At 59.3% G+C, this 25,378-nt stretch carries 19 protein-coding genes and 3 pseudogenes; 9 read left to right on the plus strand and 13 right to left on the minus strand.

What is annotated here, in order from left to right; translation table 11 throughout:
- Positions 1 to 6: 6 nt before the first annotated feature.
- Complete coding sequence (locus BcanWU425_RS25045) at positions 7 to 1,425, plus strand: FGGY-family carbohydrate kinase (RefSeq protein WP_231188643.1); 1,419 nt, start codon at positions 7 to 9, stop codon at positions 1,423 to 1,425.
- Entirely contained in the window at positions 1,422 to 2,135 is a 714-nt protein-coding gene (locus BcanWU425_RS25050; RefSeq protein WP_026233824.1) for a class II aldolase/adducin family protein, read from the plus strand. The genes BcanWU425_RS25045 and BcanWU425_RS25050 overlap by 4 nt, the downstream gene beginning before the upstream one ends.
- Positions 2,136 to 2,718: 583 nt before the next feature.
- On the opposite strand, the gene BcanWU425_RS25055 is transcribed toward BcanWU425_RS25050, so the two are convergent.
- From BcanWU425_RS25055 to BcanWU425_RS37565, 5 genes and pseudogenes are all read right to left on the minus strand, one after another.
- Positions 2,719 to 2,859 carry a hypothetical protein gene (locus tag BcanWU425_RS25055; RefSeq protein ID WP_162847221.1) on the minus strand — a complete coding sequence of 47 codons (141 nt, stop codon included), beginning with the start codon at positions 2,857 to 2,859 and terminating at the stop codon, positions 2,719 to 2,721.
- 4 nt (positions 2,860 to 2,863) lie between these two features.
- The gene (locus BcanWU425_RS37740) at positions 2,864 to 3,082 is read right to left on the minus strand and encodes a DUF6894 family protein (RefSeq protein WP_377791128.1); all 219 of its coding nucleotides are present in this window, start codon (positions 3,080 to 3,082) and stop codon (positions 2,864 to 2,866) included.
- 1,862 nt (positions 3,083 to 4,944) lie between these two features.
- Complete coding sequence (locus BcanWU425_RS25060) at positions 4,945 to 6,579, minus strand: calcium-binding protein (protein WP_143275435.1); 1,635 nt, start codon at positions 6,577 to 6,579, stop codon at positions 4,945 to 4,947.
- A gap of 885 nt (positions 6,580 to 7,464) precedes the next feature.
- Positions 7,465 to 8,492, minus strand: a pseudogene (locus BcanWU425_RS25065) (IS110 family transposase).
- 75 nt (positions 8,493 to 8,567) lie between these two features.
- Positions 8,568 to 8,750: pseudogene (locus BcanWU425_RS37565) on the minus strand (IS21-like element helper ATPase IstB); the annotation flags it as partial.
- 465 nt (positions 8,751 to 9,215) lie between these two features.
- Between BcanWU425_RS37565 and BcanWU425_RS25070 the strand changes: the two are divergent.
- Positions 9,216 to 10,007: a Crp/Fnr family transcriptional regulator gene (locus BcanWU425_RS25070; RefSeq protein WP_085352704.1), complete on the plus strand. Its 792-nt coding sequence runs from the start codon at positions 9,216 to 9,218 to the stop codon at positions 10,005 to 10,007.
- 279 nt (positions 10,008 to 10,286) lie between these two features.
- On the opposite strand, the gene BcanWU425_RS25080 is transcribed toward BcanWU425_RS25070, so the two are convergent.
- Both BcanWU425_RS25080 and BcanWU425_RS25085 read right to left on the minus strand, forming a co-directional pair.
- Positions 10,287 to 10,769 (minus strand): phasin family protein, encoded by a 483-nt coding sequence (locus tag BcanWU425_RS25080; protein WP_085352703.1) that lies wholly within the window; start codon positions 10,767 to 10,769, stop codon positions 10,287 to 10,289.
- 890 nt (positions 10,770 to 11,659) lie between these two features.
- A pseudogene (locus BcanWU425_RS25085) lies at positions 11,660 to 11,953 on the minus strand (hypothetical protein); the annotation flags it as partial.
- 240 nt (positions 11,954 to 12,193) lie between these two features.
- Here BcanWU425_RS25085 and BcanWU425_RS25090 point away from each other — a divergent pair.
- Complete coding sequence (locus BcanWU425_RS25090; RefSeq protein WP_162847239.1) at positions 12,194 to 12,466, plus strand: hypothetical protein; 273 nt, start codon at positions 12,194 to 12,196, stop codon at positions 12,464 to 12,466.
- Positions 12,467 to 12,478: 12 nt separating this feature from the next.
- Here BcanWU425_RS25090 and BcanWU425_RS25095 read toward each other — a convergent pair whose 3' ends face one another.
- On the minus strand, positions 12,479 to 13,225 hold the full coding sequence (locus BcanWU425_RS25095; RefSeq protein WP_085358734.1) for a response regulator transcription factor: 747 nt from the start codon (positions 13,223 to 13,225) through the stop codon (positions 12,479 to 12,481).
- 198 nt (positions 13,226 to 13,423) lie between these two features.
- Here BcanWU425_RS25095 and BcanWU425_RS25100 point away from each other — a divergent pair, with 198 nt between their 5' ends.
- Both BcanWU425_RS25100 and BcanWU425_RS25105 read left to right on the plus strand, forming a co-directional pair.
- Positions 13,424 to 13,663 carry a hypothetical protein gene (locus BcanWU425_RS25100; protein ID WP_204510874.1) on the plus strand — a complete coding sequence of 80 codons (240 nt, stop codon included), beginning with the start codon at positions 13,424 to 13,426 and terminating at the stop codon, positions 13,661 to 13,663.
- A gap of 528 nt (positions 13,664 to 14,191) precedes the next feature.
- Positions 14,192 to 14,533 carry an H-NS histone family protein gene (locus BcanWU425_RS25105; RefSeq protein WP_085358730.1) on the plus strand — a complete coding sequence of 114 codons (342 nt, stop codon included), beginning with the start codon at positions 14,192 to 14,194 and terminating at the stop codon, positions 14,531 to 14,533.
- Positions 14,534 to 14,592: 59 nt separating this feature from the next.
- Here the strand turns inward: BcanWU425_RS25105 and BcanWU425_RS25110 are convergent, their stop codons facing one another.
- A complete protein-coding gene (locus tag BcanWU425_RS25110; protein WP_085358728.1) occupies positions 14,593 to 14,814 on the minus strand; it encodes a hypothetical protein in 222 nt (73 codons plus the stop codon).
- Positions 14,815 to 15,116: 302 nt separating this feature from the next.
- Between BcanWU425_RS25110 and BcanWU425_RS25115 the strand changes: the two genes are divergently transcribed.
- From BcanWU425_RS25115 to BcanWU425_RS25125, 3 genes are read left to right on the plus strand one after another with little or no spacing between them, the layout of a single operon-like run.
- On the plus strand, positions 15,117 to 15,956 hold the full coding sequence (locus BcanWU425_RS25115; protein ID WP_204510873.1) for a 2OG-Fe(II) oxygenase: 840 nt from the start codon (positions 15,117 to 15,119) through the stop codon (positions 15,954 to 15,956).
- Complete coding sequence (locus BcanWU425_RS25120; RefSeq protein ID WP_231188645.1) at positions 15,953 to 17,065, plus strand: hypothetical protein; 1,113 nt, start codon at positions 15,953 to 15,955, stop codon at positions 17,063 to 17,065. The genes BcanWU425_RS25115 and BcanWU425_RS25120 overlap by 4 nt, the downstream gene beginning before the upstream one ends.
- A gap of 1 nt (position 17,066) precedes the next feature.
- Entirely contained in the window at positions 17,067 to 18,068 is a 1,002-nt protein-coding gene (locus BcanWU425_RS25125) for a methionyl-tRNA formyltransferase (protein WP_204510872.1), read from the plus strand.
- A 43-nt stretch (positions 18,069 to 18,111) separates the two neighbouring features.
- Here BcanWU425_RS25125 and BcanWU425_RS25130 read toward each other — a convergent pair whose 3' ends face one another.
- The 4 genes from BcanWU425_RS25130 to BcanWU425_RS25145 all read right to left on the minus strand — a co-directional run bounded on the left by BcanWU425_RS25130 (position 18,112) and on the right by BcanWU425_RS25145 (position 25,250).
- Positions 18,112 to 18,726 (minus strand): transglutaminase-like cysteine peptidase, encoded by a 615-nt coding sequence (locus tag BcanWU425_RS25130; protein ID WP_204510871.1) that lies wholly within the window; start codon positions 18,724 to 18,726, stop codon positions 18,112 to 18,114.
- A gap of 807 nt (positions 18,727 to 19,533) precedes the next feature.
- Positions 19,534 to 20,847: an HlyD family type I secretion periplasmic adaptor subunit gene (locus BcanWU425_RS25135; protein ID WP_204510870.1), complete on the minus strand. Its 1,314-nt coding sequence runs from the start codon at positions 20,845 to 20,847 to the stop codon at positions 19,534 to 19,536.
- Positions 20,844 to 22,547, minus strand: coding sequence for a type I secretion system permease/ATPase (locus BcanWU425_RS25140; RefSeq protein ID WP_204510869.1), 1,704 nt, complete (start codon positions 22,545 to 22,547; stop codon positions 20,844 to 20,846). Before BcanWU425_RS25140 ends, BcanWU425_RS25135 begins: the two co-directional genes overlap by 4 nt.
- Positions 22,548 to 22,868: 321 nt before the next feature.
- Positions 22,869 to 25,250 (minus strand): Ig-like domain-containing protein, encoded by a 2,382-nt coding sequence (locus BcanWU425_RS25145; protein WP_231188647.1) that lies wholly within the window; start codon positions 25,248 to 25,250, stop codon positions 22,869 to 22,871.
- Between the last annotated feature and the right edge of the window lie 128 nt (positions 25,251 to 25,378).

Here is a 25,378-nt window from a genome sequence, read left to right on the forward strand (position 1 = left end):
CCGGCGATGATGCGCTCGATCGTCTCGAACCCTATTGCAGTTCTCGACATCGGCAAGACCAATCTCAAACTGGTCGTGGCGAGCGACGACGGCTGGCCGCTCGAAACACACGGGCTTCCAAATGTGCCTATGACTCAGGGCTCGTACCTCGCCTATGACCTTGCCGGGTTAGAAGAGTGGTTTCTCGATACCCTTGCCGACTTGTCTCAACGCCATGCCATTGGCGCCGTGATCGTGGCTGCGCATGGATGCGGCGCGGTTCTCGTCGACGGTGATACGCCAGTGCTGCCGATGATGGACTATGATGCCGTCTCTCCGCCCGCAATCGATGAAGCATATGCCCGGATCGCGCCTGGTTACGATGAGGTGTTTTGCGGAATCGGAGGGGCGATGCGGCTCGGAAAACAGCTGCTTTGGCAGGAAAGCGCGTATCCCGTCGAATTCGCTCGCGCAAAAGCCTATCTGACCACCGCGCAGTTTTTCGCCCTGCGGCTTGGTGGACGTGCGGCCAGCGAAATCTCGCAGCTCGCGGCTCAGAGCCATATCTGGGACCTCATCCACCGTCAGCCTTCTTCTCTTATGCGTAAGCGCGGTTGGAGCCATCTGTTGCCCGAATGCGTACCCGCCGGTGAGGTGCTAGGGACGGTTTCGGAATCTGTAACCAGGCGCACTGGCCTGGCGCAATCGACCGAGATCCTCTGCGGCGTGCATGATTCCAACGCCAACCTGTTTCGCTACAAGGCCGCCGGCATGGCCGATGCCTCGATCCTATCGACCGGTACTTGGATGATCGGCTTTCAGCGCGGCCTCCCCCTGGACAAACTCGATTGCGCGCGCGCGATGGTTCTCAATATCGATGTCGATGGGGAGAATGCACCTTCGACGTTGATCGCGGCCGGCCGCGAATACGACCTCATCCGCGGGGAACATTTTGCTTCTGATGCAGCCGTCCTTGCCGCATTGCCCACCCTGCTGTCGAGAGGAACCCTGGCGCTCCCCTCATTCGTCGGCGATGATGGATTGTTTCCGGGCGCTGCTCGCCGCGGACGAGTCATCGGGCCGCCCCCCGAAACGCCTGCCGAATGGCAGGCATTGGCGGTGCTCTACGCAGCGTTCAGCGCAAACCGCTGCCTTGATGCGCTCGAGAGCTCAAAACGCATAGTCATCGATGGTGGCTTTGCCGCAAACCTGCCCTTCGCCCGTTGTCTTGCGGCTTTGCGATCCTCGCAGAGTGTCTGGGTGAGTCGATCTCCCGACGGAACGGCGCTTGGTGCTGCGCTGCTGTGGCGGCGATTCTCGCGTACGCTGCCGGTTTCAAGCGTGATCCTTGAAGCCGTCACATCACTCAGCAACGATAGGTTCGAACCGCGCGACCTTTCCACCGCTTACCAGTCCTGGATCGCTTTCTCGGAGCCCGCTTCATGACAGACCGTAATCATGCCGATCTCCGCCAAGGCATTGTCGATACCTGCAGGGAGATGAATCGAAACGGTCTCAATCAGGGCACATCCGGCAATCTTTCGCACCGGATTCCAAACGGCATGCTAATCACGCCTACCAGTCTGCCCTATGATCGGATGCAGCCAGAGGACATTGTCGCGATGGATTTTGCCGCGAACTACCAGGGCAACCATCGGCCTTCATCCGAATGGCGCTTTCATCGCGATATTCTGCGAGCACGCGAAGACGTCAACGTCGTGCTGCATACGCATTCCACCTTCAGCACGATTCTCGCCGTTCACGAACGTGATATTCCCTGCTTCCACTATATGGTCGCAGTTGCGGGTGGCAACGATGTCCGGTGTACGCCATATGCTTGTTTCGGCACGCAGGCACTATCGGACTACGCCCTCAAGGCCCTCGAAGATCGCGACGCTTGCCTCCTTGGCCATCATGGCTTGATCGTGACGGCCCAGACCTTTGAAAAGGCGCTTTGGCTCGCCTTGGAGGTGGAGACGCTGGCGAAGATGTATGTCCATGCGTTGGCTATCGGCGAGCCGCCGCGCCTCAGCGACGCTGAAATGGCGCAGGTACATGAGCAGATGAAACGCATGGGATACGGCCAGGCGCCTGACCTTGACGATGTCGGCGATGTTCCGCGCGCCTTACTGGACTCGAAACGGACGGCACATTGATGGTGGATTTCACGGACAGCTGCCACCGAGTTCGGTCAGCACCGGCCCACGCGAATGTTGCAACAGTCGCAAAGGTGTCAACGGACGTTGGCTAGGGTGCTTTCAAGGTGAGAGTGGCGGAAGAGTGAGGCCGCCCACCACCGATTCTACACGCAAGCAAGAGCAACGGGCTTTGGGCTCAAAACACAGCGGGCCACCTGGATCTCCGGAGAGAGAAATGGCGATGAGCGAAAGAGGTTACCGTAAATCATAAACCAGCGTCTACGTTTGAAGAAACGTTAGCAGCTTTGAGCAGCTTTCGCGAGAACTGTAGTCGCACGACTCCACCGTCCTCAAGAAATATGAGGCAGCGACGACCGCGCATCGACATATTCGGCAGAGTTTCCGGCGCCCCTGCCGACCGCAATCTGATCGACCTTTATGCCGACGCCGGCCTGGAGTTCATCGGGCTCAGCGACAAAACGTCCCGATGACAAGCTTGGGATCGCGTTTGGTTATGCGCATATCTCGAAACGCGCCCAGCAGCTCGACAGCGGTAAGGCTGAACGAGATCACTTTTTCTGGCGCTAGTTTTCTTGCTGGTCTACTTCAAGGCCATGAACTCGCTGCTCGACCTGTCACGCTTGGTCCAGGTCGTCGCGCCGCCCATCCTGGTCTTGGTCTGCGACCGCTTCTTCACCGCGCCTTTGCGCGCGTTGTCGCCGACCGGTTTGTCGGCAGCCACGGAGTCATCCTCCTATGTTGGTGTGGTGATTGATCACTGGAATGATGGTAACTTGCCGGCTGGCCTCGTCCTCAATGGCGATGCGGCGCGGGTCGTGCACGCGGGGGGCAGATGCAATCTCGCTGGCGGTGGTCCTGGCTTTGGCCAGGGCATCTTCATCGTCACGGCAGTCCAATCCCGATGGATCCTTCAATGCCGTCCCGTCCGGCCGCCAACCCAGCACGCTTCAGCTTGACGAGCTGCTGAAACCTCTGCTGGCGGCGTGGAATGAGCAGCGCTCCACGCTGCGTAGTCCGAAATAACCGACCCGCAAACGGATCCGCTGTCTTAAGCGTGACGAACGCTCGGGCCTTCGTTTTCTATTGCGCGCAATGAAGGCTCACTAGCTCGCGTTAGCAACGGGTCACAAGCCGCCGACCTGGCCCCTGGCTGCAAACTTCCGGTCTGCCCTTGTGAGCCGACATGCAGCGACACCGCGTAAGGAAGCGATGGGCCAAAAGCTGGCCTCGCGCCAATTGCTCAATTTCTCCGAATTGGTCGAATGAATCTTTAGCGAGGCGAGGCTAATTGTGAGAATGGTAGTTAACCCTGGAACGAACGATCAGATGGCTCAGGTGGCAGTTCGCGCGCAGTGACGTCTTCGTCGTCCTCTTTGCCGTTGTTCTGATATGTGTCTGTGCTGTCTTTCTTGTTCGATATCCATCCGTTCATCAGGCATCTGGCTTCGGCCCAGATTGGGATTGCAAGAGCGTCCCCAACAGTGAGCCAGTTTGCATCAAGAAAACTAGCCAGTAGCTTGACGACTGCTGTGGGTCACCGCAATCACCCCGAAGCAACTCATGGCTAAAGGGAGGACATTCCTGGCGATGTCGAGCACAACGTTTATCCCGTGCTGTGGCATGGAGTGGGTCCCCAGCACGTGTTCGTAAAGACGAACGCTCGAAGCTTTTGCAATGGGTCAAAATGCGAAGAACTCAAGTTGAACAACCTGGTCTGCTGTGGCGCGATGAGCGGACCTCCTCCGAACGAGGCGCAACTTGATGGGCCACAAGGGGGTGCAGTCCACTCCCCTCAGGTGCGCGGACCCGGCGCTCCAGGTCATCAGTAGGCAGGGTGGCAATGTTGAGCAGCCTGTGTCGGAGATTTAGTTCGCACTCAGCGACGAGTGCGCGATGTTCCGTGGCTAACTGACGACTTTGAGCGATGGTTTCGTTGGCTCGCTCGAGCCGGCGGCGTGTCTCGGCGCTGAATTCTTCGGCCATTTGCGCTCCTAACATGCAGGCGGGAGCGCGGAATTGTCTCTCAGCCACCGGCGCCTACGGTTAGACCCTCGGCCGGCGATGCGTATCAACGTGCGAAGTCGCTTATCATTGCTGGCGCTTCCCTGGCTCTCGTCCAAGGCGCGGTAAGCCAGCGCTTGGAGAGGTTTTAGGAGGAAGCCCACCATCCGTCGGGGAATGGCTCCAGCAAAGTCCGATTGACTTGGTTGTCGTTGTCGGGGGCTGATAGCGCCTGCATTCCAGCTTGGTGGCGCGCGGCGACGGAAGCGGACAGACAGGGCGCCTGGTTCACGAGTTCGAAGGCGGCGCGAAGCAGGATGTGTCAAGCGTAATGGAGGCACACTGCGGGCGCTTCGCTCTGCTTCTTCGACTAGACCTCGAATATATTCCAATTCTGAGAGCTGAGAGGTGAGTTCGCTAAGTCGTTGGGCATAAAGGATTGCGCGAGAGCTTCGCATGAATGTTCTCCCCTGCGCAAAAAACTATCGGGAAAAACCAGCAAATCAATTTAACTATGTTAACGGGCTCGGTCACGAAAGTGCGCCCATAAGTTGCTCCAAGGCTATTCGAGGCTTCGCTACTCCCTCAGGGGCAGCGCGATGCGCTGGAGTCCGCTTTGGGTCCACAACCGGACCTGCACCGCAGCAACTTTCAGCTTCGCGTGTCCACACGGAAAACAATGCAGCACGACGGGATGGGACCGAACGCTGTCTGGGACCGACCATAACCCGATAACCTCGTCGCGCCCTGAAGTAGGCACGAGGCTGAATGTATGTCGAGCGTGCGGGCGGTCTTGAGCGACGGCTCAGGCCAACAAACCGTCTTGATGTGGCGCGAAGATAAAATCCTGAGGTCTGAGTGCTTGCTGGCTATGCACCACCACGTCGTTGCCTGGACTGAACGTGACCGTGCTCTCGTGCGTGACAGGATCGAACGGTGAGAAGCTCAGATCGCTGAAGTTCTCGATACCGAGCGCAGAGACGTCGATGTGATCGGCGCCCTGATTCGAGAGTCCCTGTCCGAAGTCTTCGACTTTATCGTGCCCGTTATCGAAATCGAACACGAACGTGTCGTTCCCTCCTTGGGCAAAGCCGAGCATCATCTGGGCATCACCCCATATGTCATCGTTTCCCGTGCCGCTAACCAGCCTGTCGTTGCCGCCGCGCGCGTAGTCGGACATGGATTGGGCATCGCCGACGAGAATGGTCTCGTAGCTGCCCACGGCATGCGGATTCGGATCATTGCCGCCGACCAGGGTGTCATTGCCGCCATGCGCGCGGCCCGACATAGTCGACGCATCGCCATATGCTTGATTGATGAGCTGGGAAAATACGTTGCCACCGAAATAGGTGTCGTCGCCGCCAACGGCCTGATCGCCCATATTGCCGCCGGCATCGCCGTAGAAGAGATTTTGGTTTTGCGTGCCCGAGGCCTGGAATGTGTCATTGCCGCCCTGGGCACGACCAGACATGTCGCCCGCGACTTCGCCATAGAACGTACTTCCTCCTAAGCCGGTCTTGTTGAACGTGTCGTCCCCTCCGTGGGCAGAGCCGGACATGTTCCCGCCAGCATCGCCGGAAAAGACATTTCGGTCAGCGAGTGTTGCGTCGCTAGAGTCGTCGAACGTGTCGTTTCCCCCGGCGGCGGAAGCGGACATATTTGCACCGGCATCGCCGAAGACAAAATTGAACGGATTAATCCCGCTCACAGCGAAACTATCATTGCCGCCGGCCGCATGACCGGCCATGTCGCCGCCGGCGTCACCATAGAGATAGTTGTTGTACTCGGATCCGCTCGCAGTGAAGCTGTCATTGCCGCCCCGGGTATGCCCGAGCAAGCCTCCGCCAGCGTCGCCATAGAACACAAAACTCCCATCCGGTCCGATGTGACCAACGAATGTGTCATTACCGCCGACCGCGCAATTGATCAGGTTTCCACCCGCATCTCCATACACGATAATTGTTTGATGTCCGCCAGCAGTGACGCCGAAGTTGTCGTCACCACCCTGGGACTGACCAGACAATGTTTCGCCAGCGTCGCCATAGGCATTCACCCTCACTCCGGGCGTAAAGGCCAGGGGCAATTCGACATTGAACATGTCATTGCCCGCAATGGCCCAGTCCGAAATGTTGCCTCCAGCATCACCGTACATATCCAGGCTGAAGGTCTCGCCGGGAATGATAGCGGGCGCCGATACTTGAGCGGACAACGTGTCGCTGCCGCCCCGGGCATGATCAGAAATGTTTCCGCCCGCATCACCATATAGGCTTCCAGAGCCGGACGTCAGCAACGTGTCGTTGCCGCCGATCGCGCGGCCGAGCAAGTCCACGCCAGCATCCCCGAACAGTGTGTTTGTCGGATCGGAACCAACCAGTGTTTGCGCTGCGCCATGCTGTCGGCCCGTGAGTGATCCACTTGTGTCGCCAAAGAGAACAGCCATGTGAACCTCCCTCGTGGTCCGCAGGTTGCCGCGGAGATGCGTCCAAATGACTTACAACGTTTCGTTGTTATGATTAAATCACATTTTTAAACGAATTAAATCATATATTTGAAATCGACAGCTATCGTCACGAGAGAAGGTTCTAGCCCGGATTGATCGAATTCGGGGCCAAATGCAGTACCGTGCCTAGTCCGCAACGTCTCTAAAACGGGGGGCGTCTCTCAACGTGAGCAGCCCATTCGGCATTCCGGACTTTTTCACGCGGGTTTTGACGTTGGAAGGTCGATGGCGTCCAGCTCGGATCATCGGGCGCAAAGACGTGCAGATTGCCTCGCGTTCGAGAGAGTCCTCCGAAACCCGAGCGCCGCAAAGGCTCGCCCGATCAAAGCTCCCGGTGTACTGCGGGATGATCCGGTTCTTGACCTCTTCACCCAGTGCTTTTGCCGCCCTTCCGGTATGGCCGATCGCGTGCTTAGAAGGCCCGAGCGCCTTGAACATTCTTCTGGAGGAGATCGGCCCTTTAATTGCGGTTTGTTGTCAAGTTACCATTCTTCCTCTCTCCAGTGACACGCCCGTAGCGATTGCTCCGTCGGAGCTGGTCAGGTTGCGGAGACGGAGCGATCGCGGATGGCGAGACGATTGCCTAGCGGGATTGGCAATCGACATCGTTGGCGGCTTCAGCGAGTTGGGTTGATGTCGTAGATGGGGTCATGGTCCTTTCCGAGGTCGCGAGCGCCTCATGATGATGTCCGGATCGGGCGCCTCAACGTCTGCAGCGGAGTGCGGGCGAACCGCCACCAGCCGATTGACCGAGGTCACCACAACCACCGTCCCAGCGGGACATCGCCAGTCCGGCGGACCGGACCAGGAACTTGCGAGCAAATATTAGATTGGCTTCGGCTGGACCCAGTCGAACGATGTGCCATCGACCCAGATGCAGTGGAGAATCACGGCGATCTTTCGGGCAATTGCGACCTTTGCCTTCTTCATGCCGATCCGGTTGGCGAGCTTCATGCCTCAGGCCTTTAGAGAAGACCACTTTTTGGTTCGAGAAAGAAGGACAGTGGCGGCCTCGAACAAGTAAGTTCGGAGAAGCCGGTCGCCCCGTCGAGATATCTTTCCGTTGGTGTCGGTTTCGCCGGATTGGCTACGTCGCGGCGTAAGGCCGAGGTAAGCGCCGACTGTCGACGCCGATCGGAAGCGCGAGGGATCATCGATCGTGTGGCGGAACGTTAGGGCCGTGACGACGCCGACACCCGGGACCGTCATCAGTCGCCGCGTCGTCTCGTCCAGCTTCGCCAACTGGCGGACCTCGTTGTCGAACTTTTCCTGTTCTCGACAGATGTTCTCATGGATCGAGAGCAGCGGCGATATCACGTTGAGGAGTAAATGATCAGCGCCTAAGAATTCGCTGACCTGGTTGCGGAACTGTTGGCCGATCGCGCGAGGGAATAGTAATCCAGATTCCTTGATCAAGCCACGAATCTGGTTCTCAATGTCTCGGCGCATCGACACTAGCCGAGATCTAGCGACAAGGATCGCTCGGATCTTTTGGCTTTCCTCACTTTTGACCTTGACCTCTCGATACCATCCCACTCGCACCAGTTCTGCAAGGCCTCGCGCATCATTCTGACCGCTCTTGTTCATACGGACCGACAAAGCTGCGTGCGCATGCCGAGCGTCGATGCAGACCACCGGAAGCTCAACCCTGCGGAGTTCATGCCATAGCCAACTCGCCATCGCACCCGTCTCGAAGCCGATACGCTCGGCTTGAGGCGCATGTTGCGAAGCAGGTCGGTCAAGGCACCAGGATTAGACTTGGCTTTTCCTTCGAAGATTACTTGGCCAGTCTCGTTGACAACGCATACGGCGGTTTCTCTCTGTGAGACGTCCAGCCCGACGTACTGCTTCATGGGAGCTCCTTCGAATCAGGTGATTGCGAGGGCTCGACGATAATGCGGCTTGCATGCCACGAGCGCCGACCGCAATTACGTCATCGTTTGCAAATTTGCCCCCTCATCGGCGTCCAATTTTGGCCCCTTTGCGCGGCGGGGTTTGCTGGTAGCGCTCGTCTCGTCGGAGCTGGCCGGGATAGCGGAGGCGAGACGAGCGCGGGTCGCGTGATCGTCGTCTCGGCTTTTGAACCGCCAGCTATCGTTGCCGGTCTCGACGTGAAAAGCCGTTTTAATTCGGTCTTCAAACCGTGGATCGGCCTAAGGCTTTGCGAGGTGCGGTGGGCGGGGCCCAAACCTGGGACCCGCCTGATTAAGAGTTTAGCCACGAGTTAAGAACGTTCAATGATTAGGCAGTCGCCGCCTGAGCATATTCGGCCAAAAATTGGCATCCGTCCCACAGGCATAGAGCGTCCGCTCCGAGGACACTCTTCCGGTTCCCGAGAAGGCGGACGAGCGATAGGCTCGGCCGAAATCAACTGCAATGCCCGCGAGCCTGCCGGTCTCCAGTTGGCGCCAATCGCAGGATCTCGCGGGATCGTGCGTGGCGGTGCCGTCGCACACGCACGACTCCCAATTGGAACCATATCTCCGGTGACCGATTGGATCGCTGTTGAGTAGTGCAGACCAGCTGGCACCAGCCGGCACGAGACCTAGCGCCGGACATCGGTGGGGACGAATCCCATGATGGACCACGCGACCAGAGTTGGTAATCGATTGTTAGCAGCCTTGCCGCCGGCCGATTTCGCTTTGCTTGCGCCTCACCTGCGGAAAGTCGTGCTCGAGCGCGACGCCGTACTGGTCCGATCGGGAGATCGGATCGAGCACCTTCTCTTCCCCTGTGGCGGCGCGATTGCCTTCATCGTGGACTTGCCGAACGGGCAGACTGCCGCCACAGCGGTGATCGGTCGTGAAGGTGCGATCGGTCTAACGTTGGCGCTTGGCACATCCCACTCATCTGTGACGGTAGTCGTCCGCGTACCAGGGCCCGTGCTGCAGATTCCGGCGGCGCAATTTTTGTCAGCTCTGGGGCGCAGCCCCGCCATCGCATCCATGGCGCAGATTTTCACGAGATCGCTGCTGACGCAGGTTCAGCACGTCGCGGCTTGCAATGCACTGCATTCCGTCGAAGCCCGGATGGCCTGCTGGCTGCTTCAAATTCACGACCGGGCGAATAGCAGCAATCCCCTCCCTTTGACACAGGAGACTATGTCGGAGCTACTGGGGGTCCGGCGCACCACGGTCACGCATGTTGTGAGGGCATTGCGCGCGTCACGAGCCTTGAAATCCAACCGCCGCGGTCAGCTCGAGATTGACCGGCCGCGGCTCGAAGCCGTGGCATGCGAGTGCTACAAGGTGATGAGCCGCAGAATCGATCGGATCGTTTCGCGTGGCGCAGCAGGACTTATTCACGCCGCGCCGGCGCGAGACGCCTGCCAGCCGCCCGGCAACCGACTATCCAGGGCAGGCTCGTAGACCCAGGGCTCTCGCGCGAACCACTCGTGTGTAGCCGCGCAGACCCGGCAATAGGTGCGCGAAAGAATACCGCGCTGCAACGAAACCTTTCGCGATCGGTTTCGATACCCGTCGAAATGGCGTCGCCCGTTTCCGGGCATTTGATCATCACCACACCCATCTTGATCTCCTGCAACCTGTTGTGCGGTCAGGGCACGCTGCCCCGCCATCGACTGGACCGAGCGTCCCCTCGTCGCGGAGATGTCCGTCCAGTCGAACCGCGCGGCCGGTAGCCTCGGTTCAGACGGTCTTGTGAAACACCCTATTGAAGCTGGTCTTGATGGGCTCGGTCGTCTCGATCGCAACTTTCTGCGCGAGCTCCCAGAGCTCCCGATTCTGTGCGGAGACGACTTCGAAAGCCTCGCGGCTTCGGGCGGTCGAAAGATGCACGATATCCAGCAGCGACCTGGTCTCAGCGAGCCGGGATAAAAACTCCAGGGTGGCCCTGGTATTGTCTTTGGAAATCTCGATGACCTTGGCACCGTAATCGACGGCCCCTCTGGCGTTCATTGAGCAGGCTTCACGGAGAATGTCGCTGATCTCCTCGGAAGTCGCTTTCATGCTCGCGATATTTTTCTTGGTCTGTGCGGCGCCCTGCTCGGCGAATCCACGGAAGAGTTCCTGGAAATTCAAAAGCGGCAAATCGATCCTTGGTTTTGCACCATTCGTATTCTCATTCACCGGATCGGCCTGCGTTTCGACTTTCACATTGGCATCATTCACGAGCTTTCATCCTTTCAAGCGAAACTAGTTAATGGATTGAAGACCCCCGCTCCCGGCACGTACTGCGTCAGAAAACCAGCGCCCCTGTTCTCGGCGTGACCGGAGGCTGCTGCGGATGAACCGCTCGCCCCCTGCCGAAGCCAAATATGATCGATTAAATTCGAAACATCCGTTCGCTTTCGGACTCTCGCTGAAATAATTTGATGGGTTGCGACAAGGCGGAGCTTTAGATCTGCGACGTTGCAGCGACCGCTCGGTTGCACTCTGAGCTTGCTCGTCGTCTGAGATAGCCGCACTGGCGCCGCTCGCGCTGATGGTTCTCTTCTCGATCCACCCGGTCCCTGAGACTCTCAAGTTCTGCGAGTTGAGAGGCAAGGGCTTCGAGACGCTGGCGAAGAACAGCGGCAGGGTTGTCCACTCGAGCGCAGATTTTCATGTGAGTTCTCCTAGCAATATGTCCGCGAGAATTCCGCCAGCTTTGACTTGGGCAAAAATATGCAATCAAAGGAAAACGCGACTAATTCGGCATGCTGCGTTGCCGATGACGATGCGGCGGCGCGTTAAAAAAGTACTCATGTGCCCCGGCGCGCGGCACGCTCCATTGGGTCTGGCTGCTCAGCTTGCAACAACAGCGGATCGAACCGTTGTTAAGGCTCGGAGCGGGTTGCGCTCGAAAGTCGAGTGGCGGCTCGCTCGCACTCGGGCTTGTGCCTCCGCTCGTCGTCTTCTTCATCTGCACAATCGACCCCTCCATATGCGGCCGGATTTCCGGAGTTCCCTCCCGTCGCGAAAGGTCCTTCGCCACCGGTCGCTCCGCCGGATCCGCCGCCACCGCCGGATGGCCCTCCGGCAGCAGATGCCCCACCACGCCGCCCCCCAGGTCCGCCACCGCCTCCAGGTGCCCCGCCTCCAGATGCCCCGCCTCCAGATGCCCCGCCTCCAGATGCCCCGCCGCCAGAGGACCCCGACGCTGCAGAGGACGGGCGATCATTGTCGAGGAACGACTGGCCCTTGTCGTCGCCATGCGTTGCTCCGTTCTGTCCGCCTGAACGTGCGATGGCTGTCGAGGTCAGCGAGGTCGACAGCAGCAGCGTCATGACGGGGGGTGTCACGGCCGCGAATCTTCCGCAGGTTTTCAGGAACGCCCGCCGGTCGTCATCTTCATTGCCACTTTGGCTCACGATGCGCTCCCCTTGATTTAAATTTACTTTATTGGTATTATATATTAAATAGACTTTCAACCAAAATTTTGTTTGAAAAATGGAGATTGCGAGGCGTGCGCCGCCGGCAGACTGCCAGCATTTCCATGGCCTTTCGGGCTTGCTAGCCCGTTGCCGGAGCCCCAATCGAGAGTATCAAATTAATATTTAATATGCATATATCTGATTAGCTGGGTCAAGAGCAGCGCACGACGGATGATTGCCATGCCACTGCAATTTCACCGGCCAATCGAAAACATGGAGATCTGGAGCGCGAGCGGCGATGGCTTCTCGTTTGTGATCAGCCTGGAGAGCCCTACCGGTCCAGGCTTTCACGGACGCTTCGGGTACCTGGCGAGTTGGCGACCACTCTACGAGAACAACGGCGCGATCAAGATCAGCGGGTCGCCCTTCCGAACATTGGCTGAGGCCGAAGGAGCCTGCCGCAACATGGCCGAGCATCTGCGCGCCGCAACCGATGCTCACCGCCCAGCATGATGCGATGTCCAGCTAACGCGTACGTTCCGGAAGGACATTGCTACGCTTGACGTCCTCGTCGTTTCGAACCGACGAATCCTGCTGTAGTAGGCCGGAAGGGGCGAGTTCACGTGCGGCCGCATGTTGCCCGTTTTGCGAAATTGCAAATGCCGCGAGAACTGTTCGATTGCTGATATCGAGCTTCTGGAAGATGTGGTGAAGGTGGACTTTGATCGTACCATCGGTAATGTTCAGGAAACGCCCAATCTCCTTGTTCGACAGCCCCTCCGATACAAGTCTCATGATCTGCCGTTCCCGGTCGGTCAGCTGCGTCGGAGCCTTTTCCTCACCGATGTGAGACTCCCCACGGACCTCGCCACCTGTGCACGGCGACCGCGATGCCGGCCCCTGGCGTTCCGCAACCTTCCTCAGGGTCGCGACCAGCATCTCCGGCTCAGCATCCCTCGTGAGGACGAGGCAGGCGCGGCCCGCGGCCAGCGTCTGCGACCTTTGATCGCCGGCCTTTTCAGCGAAGAAAATGACCCGGGTACCTTGGCCAGCGGTGTTTGCGATAGCCAGAATGTCAGGTCGACTGATACTGGGCATTGCAATATCGACCAGTGCAATGTCGGGCACCAAAAGTCGGATGGCCCCAATGCAGCTTGCAGTATCGCCGCAGGCGGCCACGATCGCGAAATCGCGCTGCGCCGCAAGGACGCTGCTGATCCCCTGCAAGACGATCGGGTGCCGATCCGCGATGACGACTCTGATGCGGCGCATGCTTCCCCTGCCTATTCCTGATACCCCGCGCGGCAGTTTTTATTCCTGCATTCACCTCAAGACGCGCGGGAAGCACAACAATCCGTTCTGCCAAAATGCCGCACTGTCAATTCGTCACGGCGATCGGCAACGCATGATGGCCACACCACTGTAACTCGCTTTGAGAATGCGTGCAGCACCGTAGGATTGCGGTCCTCCATGGAAAATCCGAAGCAGCCGATTCATCTACAAAACAGCGCCTTCTCACCTGGCTATGATCTGCAAAACTCTCCCGCAGATCTGGCGGTCCAGTATGTGGCTGCCTGTCAGGATTGGTTAACCGCCATCAAGCTCATCACCGACCACTTATTACGAACGATATATAGTCACATTCACGATTCAAATCTAACATTCGACAAACTTGACCGGAGCGAGGCAGCTGAAAGCCTCGCCCCATAACACGAAGAGGAGGCTCAAAAAGTAATACTATTCATCCAACATCAATATGAGGAGTGGAAATTTTCCAACCATTAATCAGACGTCGCGAACGATAACGGCTCTGCTTCGGCAGTAGCACCGATGAAAACCTGGTCAGCAAAGTTCGGGCGACATTTTCGCTAACCCGGCAAACTTCAATCTGCGGTCACGGGACATCGCTGGTAATGAGTAGGTGGTCATATGTATTCTTCGGCTGTTTTGCGGCAAACGCATGAATCTCTGATCGTTCAATTCACCGAATTGCAGAATTTACGTAGTCGCGTGTCGATGGCCGAGCAGCGCTTGCTCGGCCCGATGCGAAGGGTCCGCCGGCGGAGACCGGCTGGGAGGCGACCGGCCGGTCGAAGGCACAGGCCCGGCTGGTAGCGCCAAGAAGTACCGCACTGCACACTAGAGTTCTGTGCGCGGGCCGATCAGGCTTGCCCGACGGGGCTTCGACCTGATAAGCCCCCCTCCTATTTCAAATCGGAAGTAGTGGGGACGGCTTCCATGGGGAACGAAGAGTGGGCATCCGCGACCACAGCTGAGCTGTGGCGGCTTTACGATGAAGTGACGACTGTTCTTAGTCGGAGAATGATTGCGGAAAAAGCCAAGCTCGAAGAGCGGCTTCGCAGGATCGAGGGAACTTCCGGGGCCCCCAACGGGGAACGTGCGCGCCGCCCCTACCCGCCCGTGCTGCCGAAGTATCAAAATCCGAAAAACCCGTCCGAGACTTGGTCCGGTCGTGGCAAGCAACCCCGCTGGCTGAAGGCGCAGCTCCGAGCCGGCAAGAAGCTGAACGATTTGTTGATCAACCGTTCATCCAGCCACAAGCGCCGCCGCACCGGTTGAGCCCCGCGACGGTCGCGACGCCGTAGACACTGCTATGGCGCGGCTGTCCACAGCAACATCTAGCGATCGCGATCCTCTTTATTGTTCGGACTGCCGTCACCGCCGCCGTTGCCGTAGCCATTGTTGCCATGAACAATATGACCGCCTGAACTGGCTATCGCGGTTGACGTAAGAGAGGTGGACAGCAACAGCGTCATGGCAGGAGGGGTGACGGCGGCAAATTTTCCGCAGCTCTTCAAGAACTCACGACGATCTTCGCCGTCGGTATCGAGATGGGTCATGGGATCATCCTGCAACAGCCAGCCCGCTTTGCAGGATAGACCAAAATCATCGCGTGGCAACTGATGTATATTAATTTAATGATTTAAATTTGGTCACAGGGCCTATTCGACTTCGCGGAGCAGCAGACTGAAACGACATTTCTGCCTCGGAGAAGATCCCCCAATCTCCACCGTGCGCAGCTCACACCTCCAGTTATTTAATTTGACATTTAATTCGCGGAGTTTTAGTCATAGAATTAAATTTGTGGGCAGCATGCCTGGAAGGGGGCAGCTCGTAGCCGCCACAGCGGGAGTCCGCGAAATTGCATGTCGACGTACAACTTCACTCGCTAAGCGGCCTCTTCGCCCGAGGCGATGCCCTGCGCTCTGAATACGCCAGTGCAAAACCCTGGCCGCACATTGTCGTCCACGACGCATTTCCCGAGAAATTACTGGATATGGTTGCTGCCGAATGCGTCGCGCTCCATGAAACCAACATGATTGCCACAAACACCGATCGCCTGGTGAAGCAGGAGATTTCTCACGGGCTCGGGCCAGCCACTCAACATCTGCTGAGCCTGGTGGATAGCGCTCGTTTCCGTGAGTTCGTGTCGGCCATCACTGGAGTTCGCGATCTTCTCTCCGATCCAACCCACAAATTCGCGGGGGTACATCGAACGCCTCCGGGAGGCTTCACGAAGATTCATCGCGATTTCGAGGTTCATCCGACGACCCGACTGTTCCACCGGGTCAATCTCCTCATCTATCTCAACCGGGATTGGCCGGAAGCCTACGGCGGCAGCCTCGAGCTGTGGCCTGCCGACATGTCAGCTCTCGGACGCCGTATCTTCCCGCAGTTCAACACCATGATCCTCTGGGAGACACACGGCGCCACTCTTCACGGCCTCCCTGATCCGGTCACATGTCCGCCTGGTCGAATGCGCCTTTCTGTCGCATCGTATTACTACACGACGACGCGCCGCGTCCCGGCGCCGGGCGAACGCCGCGTCCGGTATTGGGCCGCGCGTCCCGGCGAAGACCACTGCATTGAGCGAATGAGTTGGCAGGATCATCTCCGCGCCCTCATACCCGATCCGCTCTATAACGTGCTCCGGGCGGCACGCGATCGGATATCCAGAGCGCGCCGGTCGAGGGCATCATGAATCCAGTATTTGCAGCGGCAATGGCGGGATCCCATTCCACGACCGGAATTGAGGCCGGAACAGCCTTCACCCAACCGCGACCAGCCGATACCGACAAGCGAATTCCTTCGAGGCCGGGCTTCTCGCCTGTTCGGCTGCGAACATTGATGAAGCTCGCCGTTGAGCGAACAGGGCTGGACCTTTCGGAATTGACCGTGCTGACCGAAGCGGCGACTGGCGCCTACGCCGTGACTGCCGTCCTCGCCGCGATGTCCGGAGCCAAGCACGTCTACGCGCTTGCAAAAGCTGGCCGCCACGGGACCGTGGCCGATGCCAAACAAGAGACTCTGGAGCTCGCTGCCCCCTTGGGCGTCGCTGATCGCATCGAAATCCTGGAGAAGATCAGCCCCGAAGTGCTTTGCAATGTCGACATCATAACCAACAGTGGCCACCTTCGCCCCCTGACGGCTCCGCTGATTGCCCATTTGCGCAACGACGCCGTGATCGCCTTGATGTTCGAGGCGTGGGAATTTCGTCGTGAGGACCTGGATATCGAAGCGTGTGCAAGGCGCAAAATCCCGGTGGTCGGTGTCAACGAGCGACACCCCGCCGTGGACGCCTTCTCATTCCTCGGACCGCTCGCCGTGAAACAGCTGCACGACTGCGGTTTGGCGGTGCTCGGCAACAGAATCGGTCTGCTCTGCGACAATGACTTCCTTGTCCCGTTGCGCACTGGACTAGCAAGCTCGGGGGCGAGCGTCACGACGTTCGACAGTGCTGCGGCGGTCCATCCCGAAGGATGGGACGCGTTCGTTGTCGCGTTGCAGCCAGCGGCAGCGCCGCGTATCGGCCAAGCGGAAGCTGCGCATCTGGCTGCATGCGCGCCCGCCGGCGCCGTCGTGGTACAGTTCTGGGGCGACGTCGATCGAGCGGCGCTGGCCCGAAATGGTTTTTCCCTCTGGCCCACGCAGCCGGTCGGGCAGGGCCATATGGGCATCCTGCTGTCGGAGATTGGCCCCGAGCCGATCGTACGATTGCAGACTGGAGGATTGCGGGCAGCCGAATGGGTGTGGCGCGGCGGTGCCGTGACACGGGACGGCTTTGCCCAGCTCGTACCATGGCAGGAATGACATGACCGAGCGGCTGCAGCCCGATGTCCTCCTTCTCGCGGACGGACCGACAGGCTTCACTGCCCTTCGGTCGTTGGCTGCGCAGTGCCGCGTGGTCCAGGTCTTCCGGAAGCCGGACCAACCCGAAGCCAGCGCGCTAAGGGCGTTTGCGAACGCCCAGGGCATCTTGGTCACGGAGTTGCAGGAATTGAACCAGCTTCGGAAAGCGATCGCCGACTTGCGTCCCGCTGCCGTCGTGATCTCTTCCTTCGATCGGATAATCCCGCCGCAAATTCTTGCATTGTGTCGCTTTGTTAACGTGCACTATTCGCTTCTACCTCATTATCGCGGCCGCGCCAACGTGAACTGGGCAATCATCAATGGCGAGACGACCGCCGGAATCAGCATTCACCTTGTCATCCCGGAGCTCGATGGCGGCAATCTGCTGTTTCAGCAGGCGATCCCGATCGGCTCGAACGACACGGTCGCGTGCCTGTACCATCGTCTCAACGCCATCCAGGAGCGTGAGCTCGGCGGGGTCGTTCTGCGAGTCGTTGCCGGCTATCAGGGCACCGTCCAGAATATCGATCAGGCCTCCTATGGCTGCACCCGCGTGCCGGACGATGGCGAGATTGATTGGCGACAGCCGACCGACGTCATTGATCGACTGATCCGCGGATTAACTCCGCCTTTTCCTGGTGCCTTCACCCATCTTGACGCTCAGCGGCTTATCATCGCCAAGGCTTCGCCGCGGCTTGATGCTCCCTCTTATATCGGCCGCGTGCCGGGCCGGATCGTGGGCCGGTCACCCTCCGAAGGTTGGGTGGATGTGCTGACCGGCGACGGCGTCCTGCGCGTGTCCAGCGTCCTCACTGCCAGTTCCGAACGGCCATGTGCTGCCGCTTTCGTCATTGGATCGACGCGAGCTACCCTTGGGCTGTCACGCCTTGACCTTCTCCGCCGGATCGTTGCGCTTGAGGACAGGCTTGCTTCGCTCGAGCAACTCAAATGCACTCAGGAGTAGCTCTTGGCCGTTCTTGCCAAGCAAGGCTCCCGGCGCTGGCGTTTCACGCCCCTTCCCGCCCAACCGCCGCCCACAGCCCATCGCGGCCCGGACTCTGCACGCGAACCCAGCGATAGGGCGTCCGCGACCACGGCACGATCTGCGGCGTGAGATTATCAAGGACGACATCGCCACTCTCGGTACGCACCAGAAGCACCAAATGATGTTCTCCGGAGTCGACAACGACCTCGCTCAATAACAGCACTCGCGCCGGCCAGCCGCGCTGAAGCAGCTCGTGGCGCTTGCTCACCGCGTAGTCGTTGCAATCCCCGCGAGCGGGGTTGATGATCCAGGTCTCACCCGCAAGACCGAGCTCGTTGCGAGCTGGCGCTATCGCCAAGTTGACCGCACGATTGATCTCCCGCAGATCCGCCCATCGCCTCTCGGTCAGCCGGATCGGCCCGCCCCGGAAGAAGCGACGCAGCCGGCATTCGCCCTGATAGCGGAGGCAAAACAGCGTGTAAGTGAGGGGCGGAAGCGTCGGGCGTCCCAGCTCGATATGCGCAAGAGCCGCTCGCGGGGCCGTCTGCACGGTCAACGGGGCCGCACGCGCCCAGTGGACGCCTCCGATCATGACGGCTACGGCTGCCGTGACGATTGGCCCCGAGATACGTTGCATCTGCCGATCCCCCGCGAACGCCAATTGAGGCCCGGATTCAACCCAGAGCGCGACCGCCCTGTCGCAAGAACATTACTCGCAATTATGATATTAAAACCTCAATTAAATACAATATAATGCGTATAATAAAATTCAACAATTAAATAGACGTGACAACCGCCTGCAAGGCGCGCGATCGCGCTCACAATCCTGGCGACGAAGAATGGGGGAGAATGAGCAGCAGACACTGTTAGGTCGGCTCGGATGGCCTGCTGAAAAAGCCGTTCAAGCACCCCACGGAACGTGCTTCGCGCGTTTAGAGCCGGGCAACCATCGCCCCATACGATTTGAAGCGTTGGTCTAATTTCGCCGGCCCCAAATCGATCGGGACAGTTTCATCTGCCAGATGGGCTACTCATCATCCTGGGGGCTGAACTTGTCTTCCTGGCCGCGATGACCCTGTACGCTAAACGGATGGATGTGCTGAGCGGACGGTCGTTCGAGCGATCCGTGGTCTCGCCCACGGACGACAGACATCCGCTACGCCCCTTCCGTCGAAAACCGCGCGATCTATTGCTATTGATCAGGAGGTTGATCGATCTCGCCATCTCTCGCGACGGCCCGACATGACCAGAACGCCGCGGTCGATGCTTCAGACCAGACCGCAGTGCCGTCCGACTTGTAAGGCGCACTCTTCGGCCAGCCGCGGCCCGTCACCGGTGCCTTCCGGCCGCCCAGCAGCAGCGGCTGATCGCAACGCTGGCGCCCACGGAGCGGGCGCCAGGCCCGAATTCGGGCAGTCGAGCTCTGCTATCTTCTCGCGAAGAGTCAGCGCTCCTTGAATGCGCGCTCTGCCTGATCGTGCAGCGGCTTGAGCAGGTAGGATAGCGCGGTCCGACCTGCCGTCTTGATGAAGACCTCGACCGGCATGCCGGGCAACAGCTTGGCCGACCCGAGTTTCGCCAGCTCTTCCGGCTTCAGCAGGACACGGCCCGTGTAGTAACTGGTGCCGGCACGCTGATCCTGTGTAATGTCTGCCGAGACCATGCTGACCTCTCCGTCGATTTCGGGCGTGGTCTTCTGGTTGAACGCCGCGAAGCGCATTGTCGCGGTCTGCCCCATATAGACCTGGTCGATATCGCGCGGTGCGATCTTGACCTCGACCGCAAGCGAGTCCGCATCGGGCACGATCAGCATGATCTGCTCGCCTGGAGAGATCACACCTCCAACGGTGTGCACGCTCAGCTCGTGGACGCGGCCGGTTTGCGGTGCCCTGATATCGACCCGGTTCAATTGATCGACGGCCGCAGTCTTGCGCTCGCTCAGCTCGGAGAGCTTCGATCGCGTTTCGATCAGATCCTTGCCAACTTCCGTCCGCAGGTCCTGGTCGATCTGAATGGTCTGGAGTCCGATTTCGGCGATCTTGCCTTTCGATTGAGCAATCATTCCTGCCAGCTGGCTGCGCTCGCCTTCGAGGCGAGCGGAATCACGTTCGAGAGAATTGAGCCGCGCGATCGGCACCAGATTTTTTTGCCAGAGACTGCGCACGCCCTCCAGCTCCTGCCGGATAAATTCGACCTCCTTCTGCTTGGCCTCGGTCTGCCCCGTAAGGCCTTTGATCTCGTTTTCCAGCTGCGCGCTTTTCTCCTGCAGCTGCGCTTTTTGGCCGCCCCGCGCCTGACGACGCAGCTCAAAGAGCTTTCGCTCGGCAGTGATCGCACGGCTCGCCTCGGAGTTGCTCTCCTTGGCCCGGTCGAGCAGCACCTTGGGAAAGACAGCGTGCTCGGCGCCATCGCGCTCGGCCTCCAGACGAGCCTGCCGCGCGAACAGCTCATCGAGGCTGTTGGTGACGATGGTGGCATTCGCGAGCGTCTGCGTCTCGTCGAGGCGGATCAAAATATCCCCTGCATTGACCCGCGCGCCCTCCCGCACGCGCAACTCTCCCACGATCCCACCAGTGGAGTGCTGAACCTTCTTGACGCTCGAATCCACCACGACCACGCCTTGGGCGATCACCGCGCCCGACAATTGGGTGGTTGTCGCCCAGCCGCCGACCCCAAAGGTTACCAAACCAAACATGATCATACCCACGATCATGTAACGCTGGATGGATTGCATCGCCGGCGTCACCTGGCCATTCATCGGCCACCTCCTTGAGCTTCCGCGACGACCTTGAGCGGAGTGGGATTTCGCAACACTCTCTTGAGGACCTCCTCTCTCTTGCCGAAGGACTGCACCTTGCCTTCCCCGAGGCACAAGACATGGTCCACGCCTTCCAACGCCTTCGGTCGATGCGCAACAACGGCGACAATTCCGCCCCGACGGCGCACGTTCAAGATCGCCTCGGTCAAGGCGTCCTCGCCCTCGGCATCGAGATTGGAAGAGGGTTCATCAAGTACGACCAGGAACGGCTTGCCGTAAAAGGCGCGCGCGAGCCCGATACGCTGCCGCTGCCCTGCCGACAGCGCTAACCCTCCTTCGCCGATCTTCGTGCCGTAGCCGTCTGGAAGCGAGAGGATGAGATCGTGTGCGCCCGCGGCATGCGAAGCTTCCAGAACTGCGGCGGCCGTTGCCTGCGGATCGAACCGTGCAATGTTCATTGCAATGCTGCCGTCGAACAATTCGACGTCCTGAGGCAGATAACCGATGTGCTTGCCGAGGGCGTCCGAAGACCAGTGATCGAGCGAAGCGTTGTCGAGCCGGATCCTGCCTCGAATGCACGGCCACACTCCCACCAGCGCGCGTGCCAACGTCGATTTGCCGGACCCGCTCGGACCGATGATTCCAACGGCTTGCCCGCTCCGCAGCTGGAACGACACTTCACTGACGGTGGGCCTCTCCGAGTTCGGGGCGCCAATATAGAGGTGCTCGGCAGTGAGAGTTTCAACGGGCGCAGGCAATGCCAACCGCTCCTCCTCGCGAGGCAGAAGCTTCAGCAAGCGATCAAGCCTTTGCCCCGATTGCCGCGCGGCGACGAATCCTTTCCAGTTCGCGATGGCCATTTCGACGGGCGCCAGTGCCCGCGCGGTGAGGATCGATCCCGCAATGATGATGCCGGCTGTGGATTCCTGATTGATAACGAGGACGGCGCCCACGGCAAGAACCAGCGATTGCAAGATCGCCCGGAAGAGCTTGGAGGCACCACCGAGTCCGTTTGCGACATCGCTTGCCTGCTCATGGGCCGCGAGGTACTTCGCGTTGACATCCCGCCAACGTAAGCCCGCCTGTTGCCGCATGCCCATCGCCTGCAGGACCTCGGCATTTCGCCGCCCTTCGAGCGCCAGTGCGGTCCGCGAGACGGCGAGGCGCGAGGATGCCTTTGCCGGCCCTCGCGTACGTGTTTCCGTAAGTATCGTAATGCCGACTAGGACCAGCGCGCCGGCCAGCGCAGTCACGCCAATCCAGAAGTGAAAGAGGAAGCAGATGCCGAGATAGATCGGCATCCAGGGGAGATCGAAGAGCGCCGTCGGCCCTCCACTCGACAGGAAGCTGCGGACCTGATCGAGATCCCGCACCGGCTGCAAGCCATCGCCGTCCGCTCTGGTCTTCAAAGGCAGGCGAACAAGCGAGTCGAATATGCGAATGCTGAGCCTTTCATCGAAATACCGGCCGACCCGGGAGCTGATCCTGCTCCTGACGAGATCGAGCCCGCCCTGGAACAGGTAAAGAACCGTAGCAAGAACCATCAAGGCGATTAGCGTCGGTATGCTGCGCCCGGGCAGCACCCGATCATAGACTTGCAGCATGAAAAACGAGCCGGTGAGCATAAGGAGATTGCTCATGCCGCTGAAGGCGGCGAGAGCCCAGAAAATCCGGCGGCAAGACCGTAAGAAAGCCGACATCTCTGAATCCGGCTCGTCATAGTCCTCCGCCGGCCGGGATCGACCAGCGAATATCCGTTTCCGCAGGGCCTCGACCGGGCGCTTCGCCCAGCCGGTCAGTCGCGGCGTCCGCAGTTCGGCGTGATCCGCCCACTGTCGTCCGACAGACCATAGTCCTGCCAAATGCATAAGTGGGATACGATAAGAATTCACAAGCGGGGAGATCACCCCCCGCCGTCCAGAGTCAGTCATGACACCCGCCCTTGAAACAAGCCTCGGGAGATCCCCCAAGAGATCCCCGAGGCAGTTGTTGAGTACTCGTCTGTGTGGTTGACTCGCCCCTTACGCGAAGTGGAAGTCGTGGCTGGTCAACGCATCCAGCTTGGTGTTCTTCAGTGTGAGCGTGTCGCTCCCCGTCGCGAGGACGACGTCGCCGCCCGACTGGGCCGCGTGGGAGAGAACGCTCGCGAAACTGTCGAACACAGTCTTGCTGAACTCGATCGTGTCGTGAGCAGGACCTCGAGCAACGAAGTCCTTGATGACGTCGTGGCCGAAGTTCGCGCCGAACACGAAAGTGTCGGCCTGGCTGCTGCCAACGAAGATGTCATTGCCTGACGTTCCCTTCAAGGTCGTGTTGCCGGTCGAGGCGACGAGCGTACTGCCCGAAGTCGCAACGACCTGACTGGTGCTGTCGGATACGGTGGACGACGCAGTTGCGGTGGAAGTACCGATGTGCCCGTCACTGTTCAGATCCTGATGGAAGCTCGTCTCGAGCGATTTAAGGCCAGAGTCAGTACCCGACACGGAGCCGCCCGACGTTGAGCCAGTCAGGGTGCTGACATGGGAAACGTAGTTGCCGTTGTTGTCGGTGTTCCAGGCCGTGTACTGACCGGTGCTCGCCTCCTTCCAGGCAACCAGATAGCCCGTCGCCGTCTTCTCCGCACCAATCGGTGCCCAGGTGTAATCTGACCCGTCTACAAAATCGACGCCGTGATTCTTCAGCGAGGGGCCCGATCCGCTGCTGCCGTTGAGGTAAAATTTGCCGCCACTCTCAACGAGACTTGTCGCACCAGCCGACTCGATTACTTTATCAGGGGTTGGCGTTGGCGACGTCGGTGTGGAAGCACTGGAAGTACCGATCTGCCCGTCACCGTTGAGATCCTGATGGAAGCTCGTCTCAAGCGATTTGAGGCCAGAGTTCGTACCCGACACGGAGCCGCCCGACGTGGAGCCGGTCAGGGCGCTGACATGGGAAACGTAGTTGCCGTTGTTGTCGGTGTTCCAGGCCGTGTACTGACCGGTGCTCGCCTCCTTCCAGGCAACCAGATAGCCCGTCGCCGTCTTCTCCGCACCAATCGGTGCCCAGGTGTAATCTGACCCGTCCACAAAGTCGACGCCGTGGTTCTTCAGCGAGGGGCCCGATCCGCTGCTGCCGTTGAGGTAAAATTTGCCGCCACTCTCAACGAGACTTGTCGCACCAGCCGACTCGATTACTTTATCAGGAGTTGGCGTCGGCGACGTCGGTGTGGTTGGGGACGTCGAAGTCCCGATGTTAGCCGCGAACACGGTGGACGCCGCGCCGGTGTTGCCTGCTACGTCCATTGCCTTCGCGGTGAAGCTGTGCGAACCGGCCGCAAGGGCGGCGCTGGTGTAGCCCCACACGCCACTGCTGTTGGCCATCGCGGTCCCGATCTGGGTCGTGCCGTCGAACACCTTTACGACGCTGCTCACTTCGGCATTGCCCGACAGCACCACCTGATTGGCGCTGTTCACGCTATGGCTGGCAATGGTCGGCGCAGTCGGCGCTTTGGTGTCGACCGTGACGGCCAGCGCGGCCGACGCCACGCCGGTCTGGCCCGACGCGTTGGTCGCGGTCGCCGTCAGTGCGTGCTTGGCGTCAGTCAGGACTGAGGTAATGTAGTCCCAGCTGCCGCTCGAGTTGGCCGTTGCCGTACCGATCTGGGTCGAGCCGTCGTAAACCTTTACGGTGCTGCCTGCAGCGGCCGTTCCGTGCAGGGAGATCTTGTTGGCGTCAGTGACGCCGTCGCCGGTCGCACCGGTGTCGGGCGACCAGGACGCGATCACCGGCGCGCTCGGTGCGGGGCTCGGTGAAGTCGTCGGACCCTGGTTCGCCGATGTATTCAGGGCCGACGCGAGCGTCGCGCCATCATTGACGTTTCCGGTATAGGTCGGCGAATTCAGATTGAAATCGGTGACACCCCAATAGCCAGATCCCATGTGATTGTTTGTGAAGGACACGCCGGTAATCGAGCCACCGTTGAACTGCGCATCGGAATAGACGGTGAAGCCGCCGCCGACGAGCAGGTTGTTGCTGACGCTGACATTCGAAATGGGGCCGAAATAATTGTCCACCATGACCGCCGAGGTTTGGCTGTAGTCGTTGATGACCGTGTTGTGACTGATGGTCACGTTTGATACGCCGCCATCGACCTGGATGCCGTCATAGTGAGGCGATCCGGATGCCTTCAGGTCATGGATGTAGTTGCCCATGATTGTCGAGCTTCCCTGCACATTAATGCCGTTTTCGACATTATAGATATTGTTGCCGGTGAATGTGCCCTGGCCGCTGATGCCGTTCGATCCGTCGTTATTGCTGCCGACGCCATTGATCTCGCAGTTCTGGACGACGGCTCCCGTCACGCCTTGCTTGATTTGCACGACCGCAAAACTCGCCGCAGTAATTTTGCAGTTTTCGATCGTCACATTGGGAGCGTTGATATAGACCGTCCCACTAATGTTAAGCCCAGAGATTACCGTCCCCGCCTGAGTAATGACCAAGTCGCCCGATGGCGTAAGAGTTACACCTGCAGGTACACCTGTGTTTGTTGCGT

The organism is Bradyrhizobium sp. WU425 (genome assembly GCF_021052305.1).
In the GTDB taxonomy this organism is placed as follows: domain Bacteria; phylum Pseudomonadota; class Alphaproteobacteria; order Rhizobiales; family Xanthobacteraceae; genus Bradyrhizobium; species Bradyrhizobium canariense_D.

Excerpts from the sequence above, each read along its gene's own strand:
- BcanWU425_RS25045 (WP_231188643.1), top strand. The coding sequence starts at position 7 with ATGATGCGCTCGATCGTCTCGAACCCTATTGCAGTTCTCGACATCGGC.
- BcanWU425_RS25050 (WP_026233824.1), top strand. The coding sequence starts at position 1,422 with ATGACAGACCGTAATCATGCCGATCTCCGCCAAGGCATTGTCGATACC.
- BcanWU425_RS25060 (WP_143275435.1), bottom strand. The coding sequence starts at position 6,579 with ATGGCTGTTCTCTTTGGCGACACAAGTGGATCACTCACGGGCCGACAG.
- BcanWU425_RS25070 (WP_085352704.1), top strand. The coding sequence starts at position 9,216 with ATGATGGACCACGCGACCAGAGTTGGTAATCGATTGTTAGCAGCCTTG.
- BcanWU425_RS25090 (WP_162847239.1), top strand. The coding sequence starts at position 12,194 with ATGCCACTGCAATTTCACCGGCCAATCGAAAACATGGAGATCTGGAGC.
- BcanWU425_RS25095 (WP_085358734.1), bottom strand. The coding sequence starts at position 13,225 with ATGCGCCGCATCAGAGTCGTCATCGCGGATCGGCACCCGATCGTCTTG.
- BcanWU425_RS25100 (WP_204510874.1), top strand. The coding sequence starts at position 13,424 with ATGGAAAATCCGAAGCAGCCGATTCATCTACAAAACAGCGCCTTCTCA.
- BcanWU425_RS25105 (WP_085358730.1), top strand. The coding sequence starts at position 14,192 with ATGGGGAACGAAGAGTGGGCATCCGCGACCACAGCTGAGCTGTGGCGG.
- BcanWU425_RS25110 (WP_085358728.1), bottom strand. The coding sequence starts at position 14,814 with ATGACCCATCTCGATACCGACGGCGAAGATCGTCGTGAGTTCTTGAAG.
- BcanWU425_RS25120 (WP_231188645.1), top strand. The coding sequence starts at position 15,953 with ATGAATCCAGTATTTGCAGCGGCAATGGCGGGATCCCATTCCACGACC.
- BcanWU425_RS25125 (WP_204510872.1), top strand. The coding sequence starts at position 17,067 with ATGACCGAGCGGCTGCAGCCCGATGTCCTCCTTCTCGCGGACGGACCG.
- BcanWU425_RS25130 (WP_204510871.1), bottom strand. The coding sequence starts at position 18,726 with ATGCAACGTATCTCGGGGCCAATCGTCACGGCAGCCGTAGCCGTCATG.
- BcanWU425_RS25135 (WP_204510870.1), bottom strand. The coding sequence starts at position 20,847 with ATGAATGGCCAGGTGACGCCGGCGATGCAATCCATCCAGCGTTACATG.
- BcanWU425_RS25140 (WP_204510869.1), bottom strand. The coding sequence starts at position 22,547 with ATGTCGGCTTTCTTACGGTCTTGCCGCCGGATTTTCTGGGCTCTCGCC.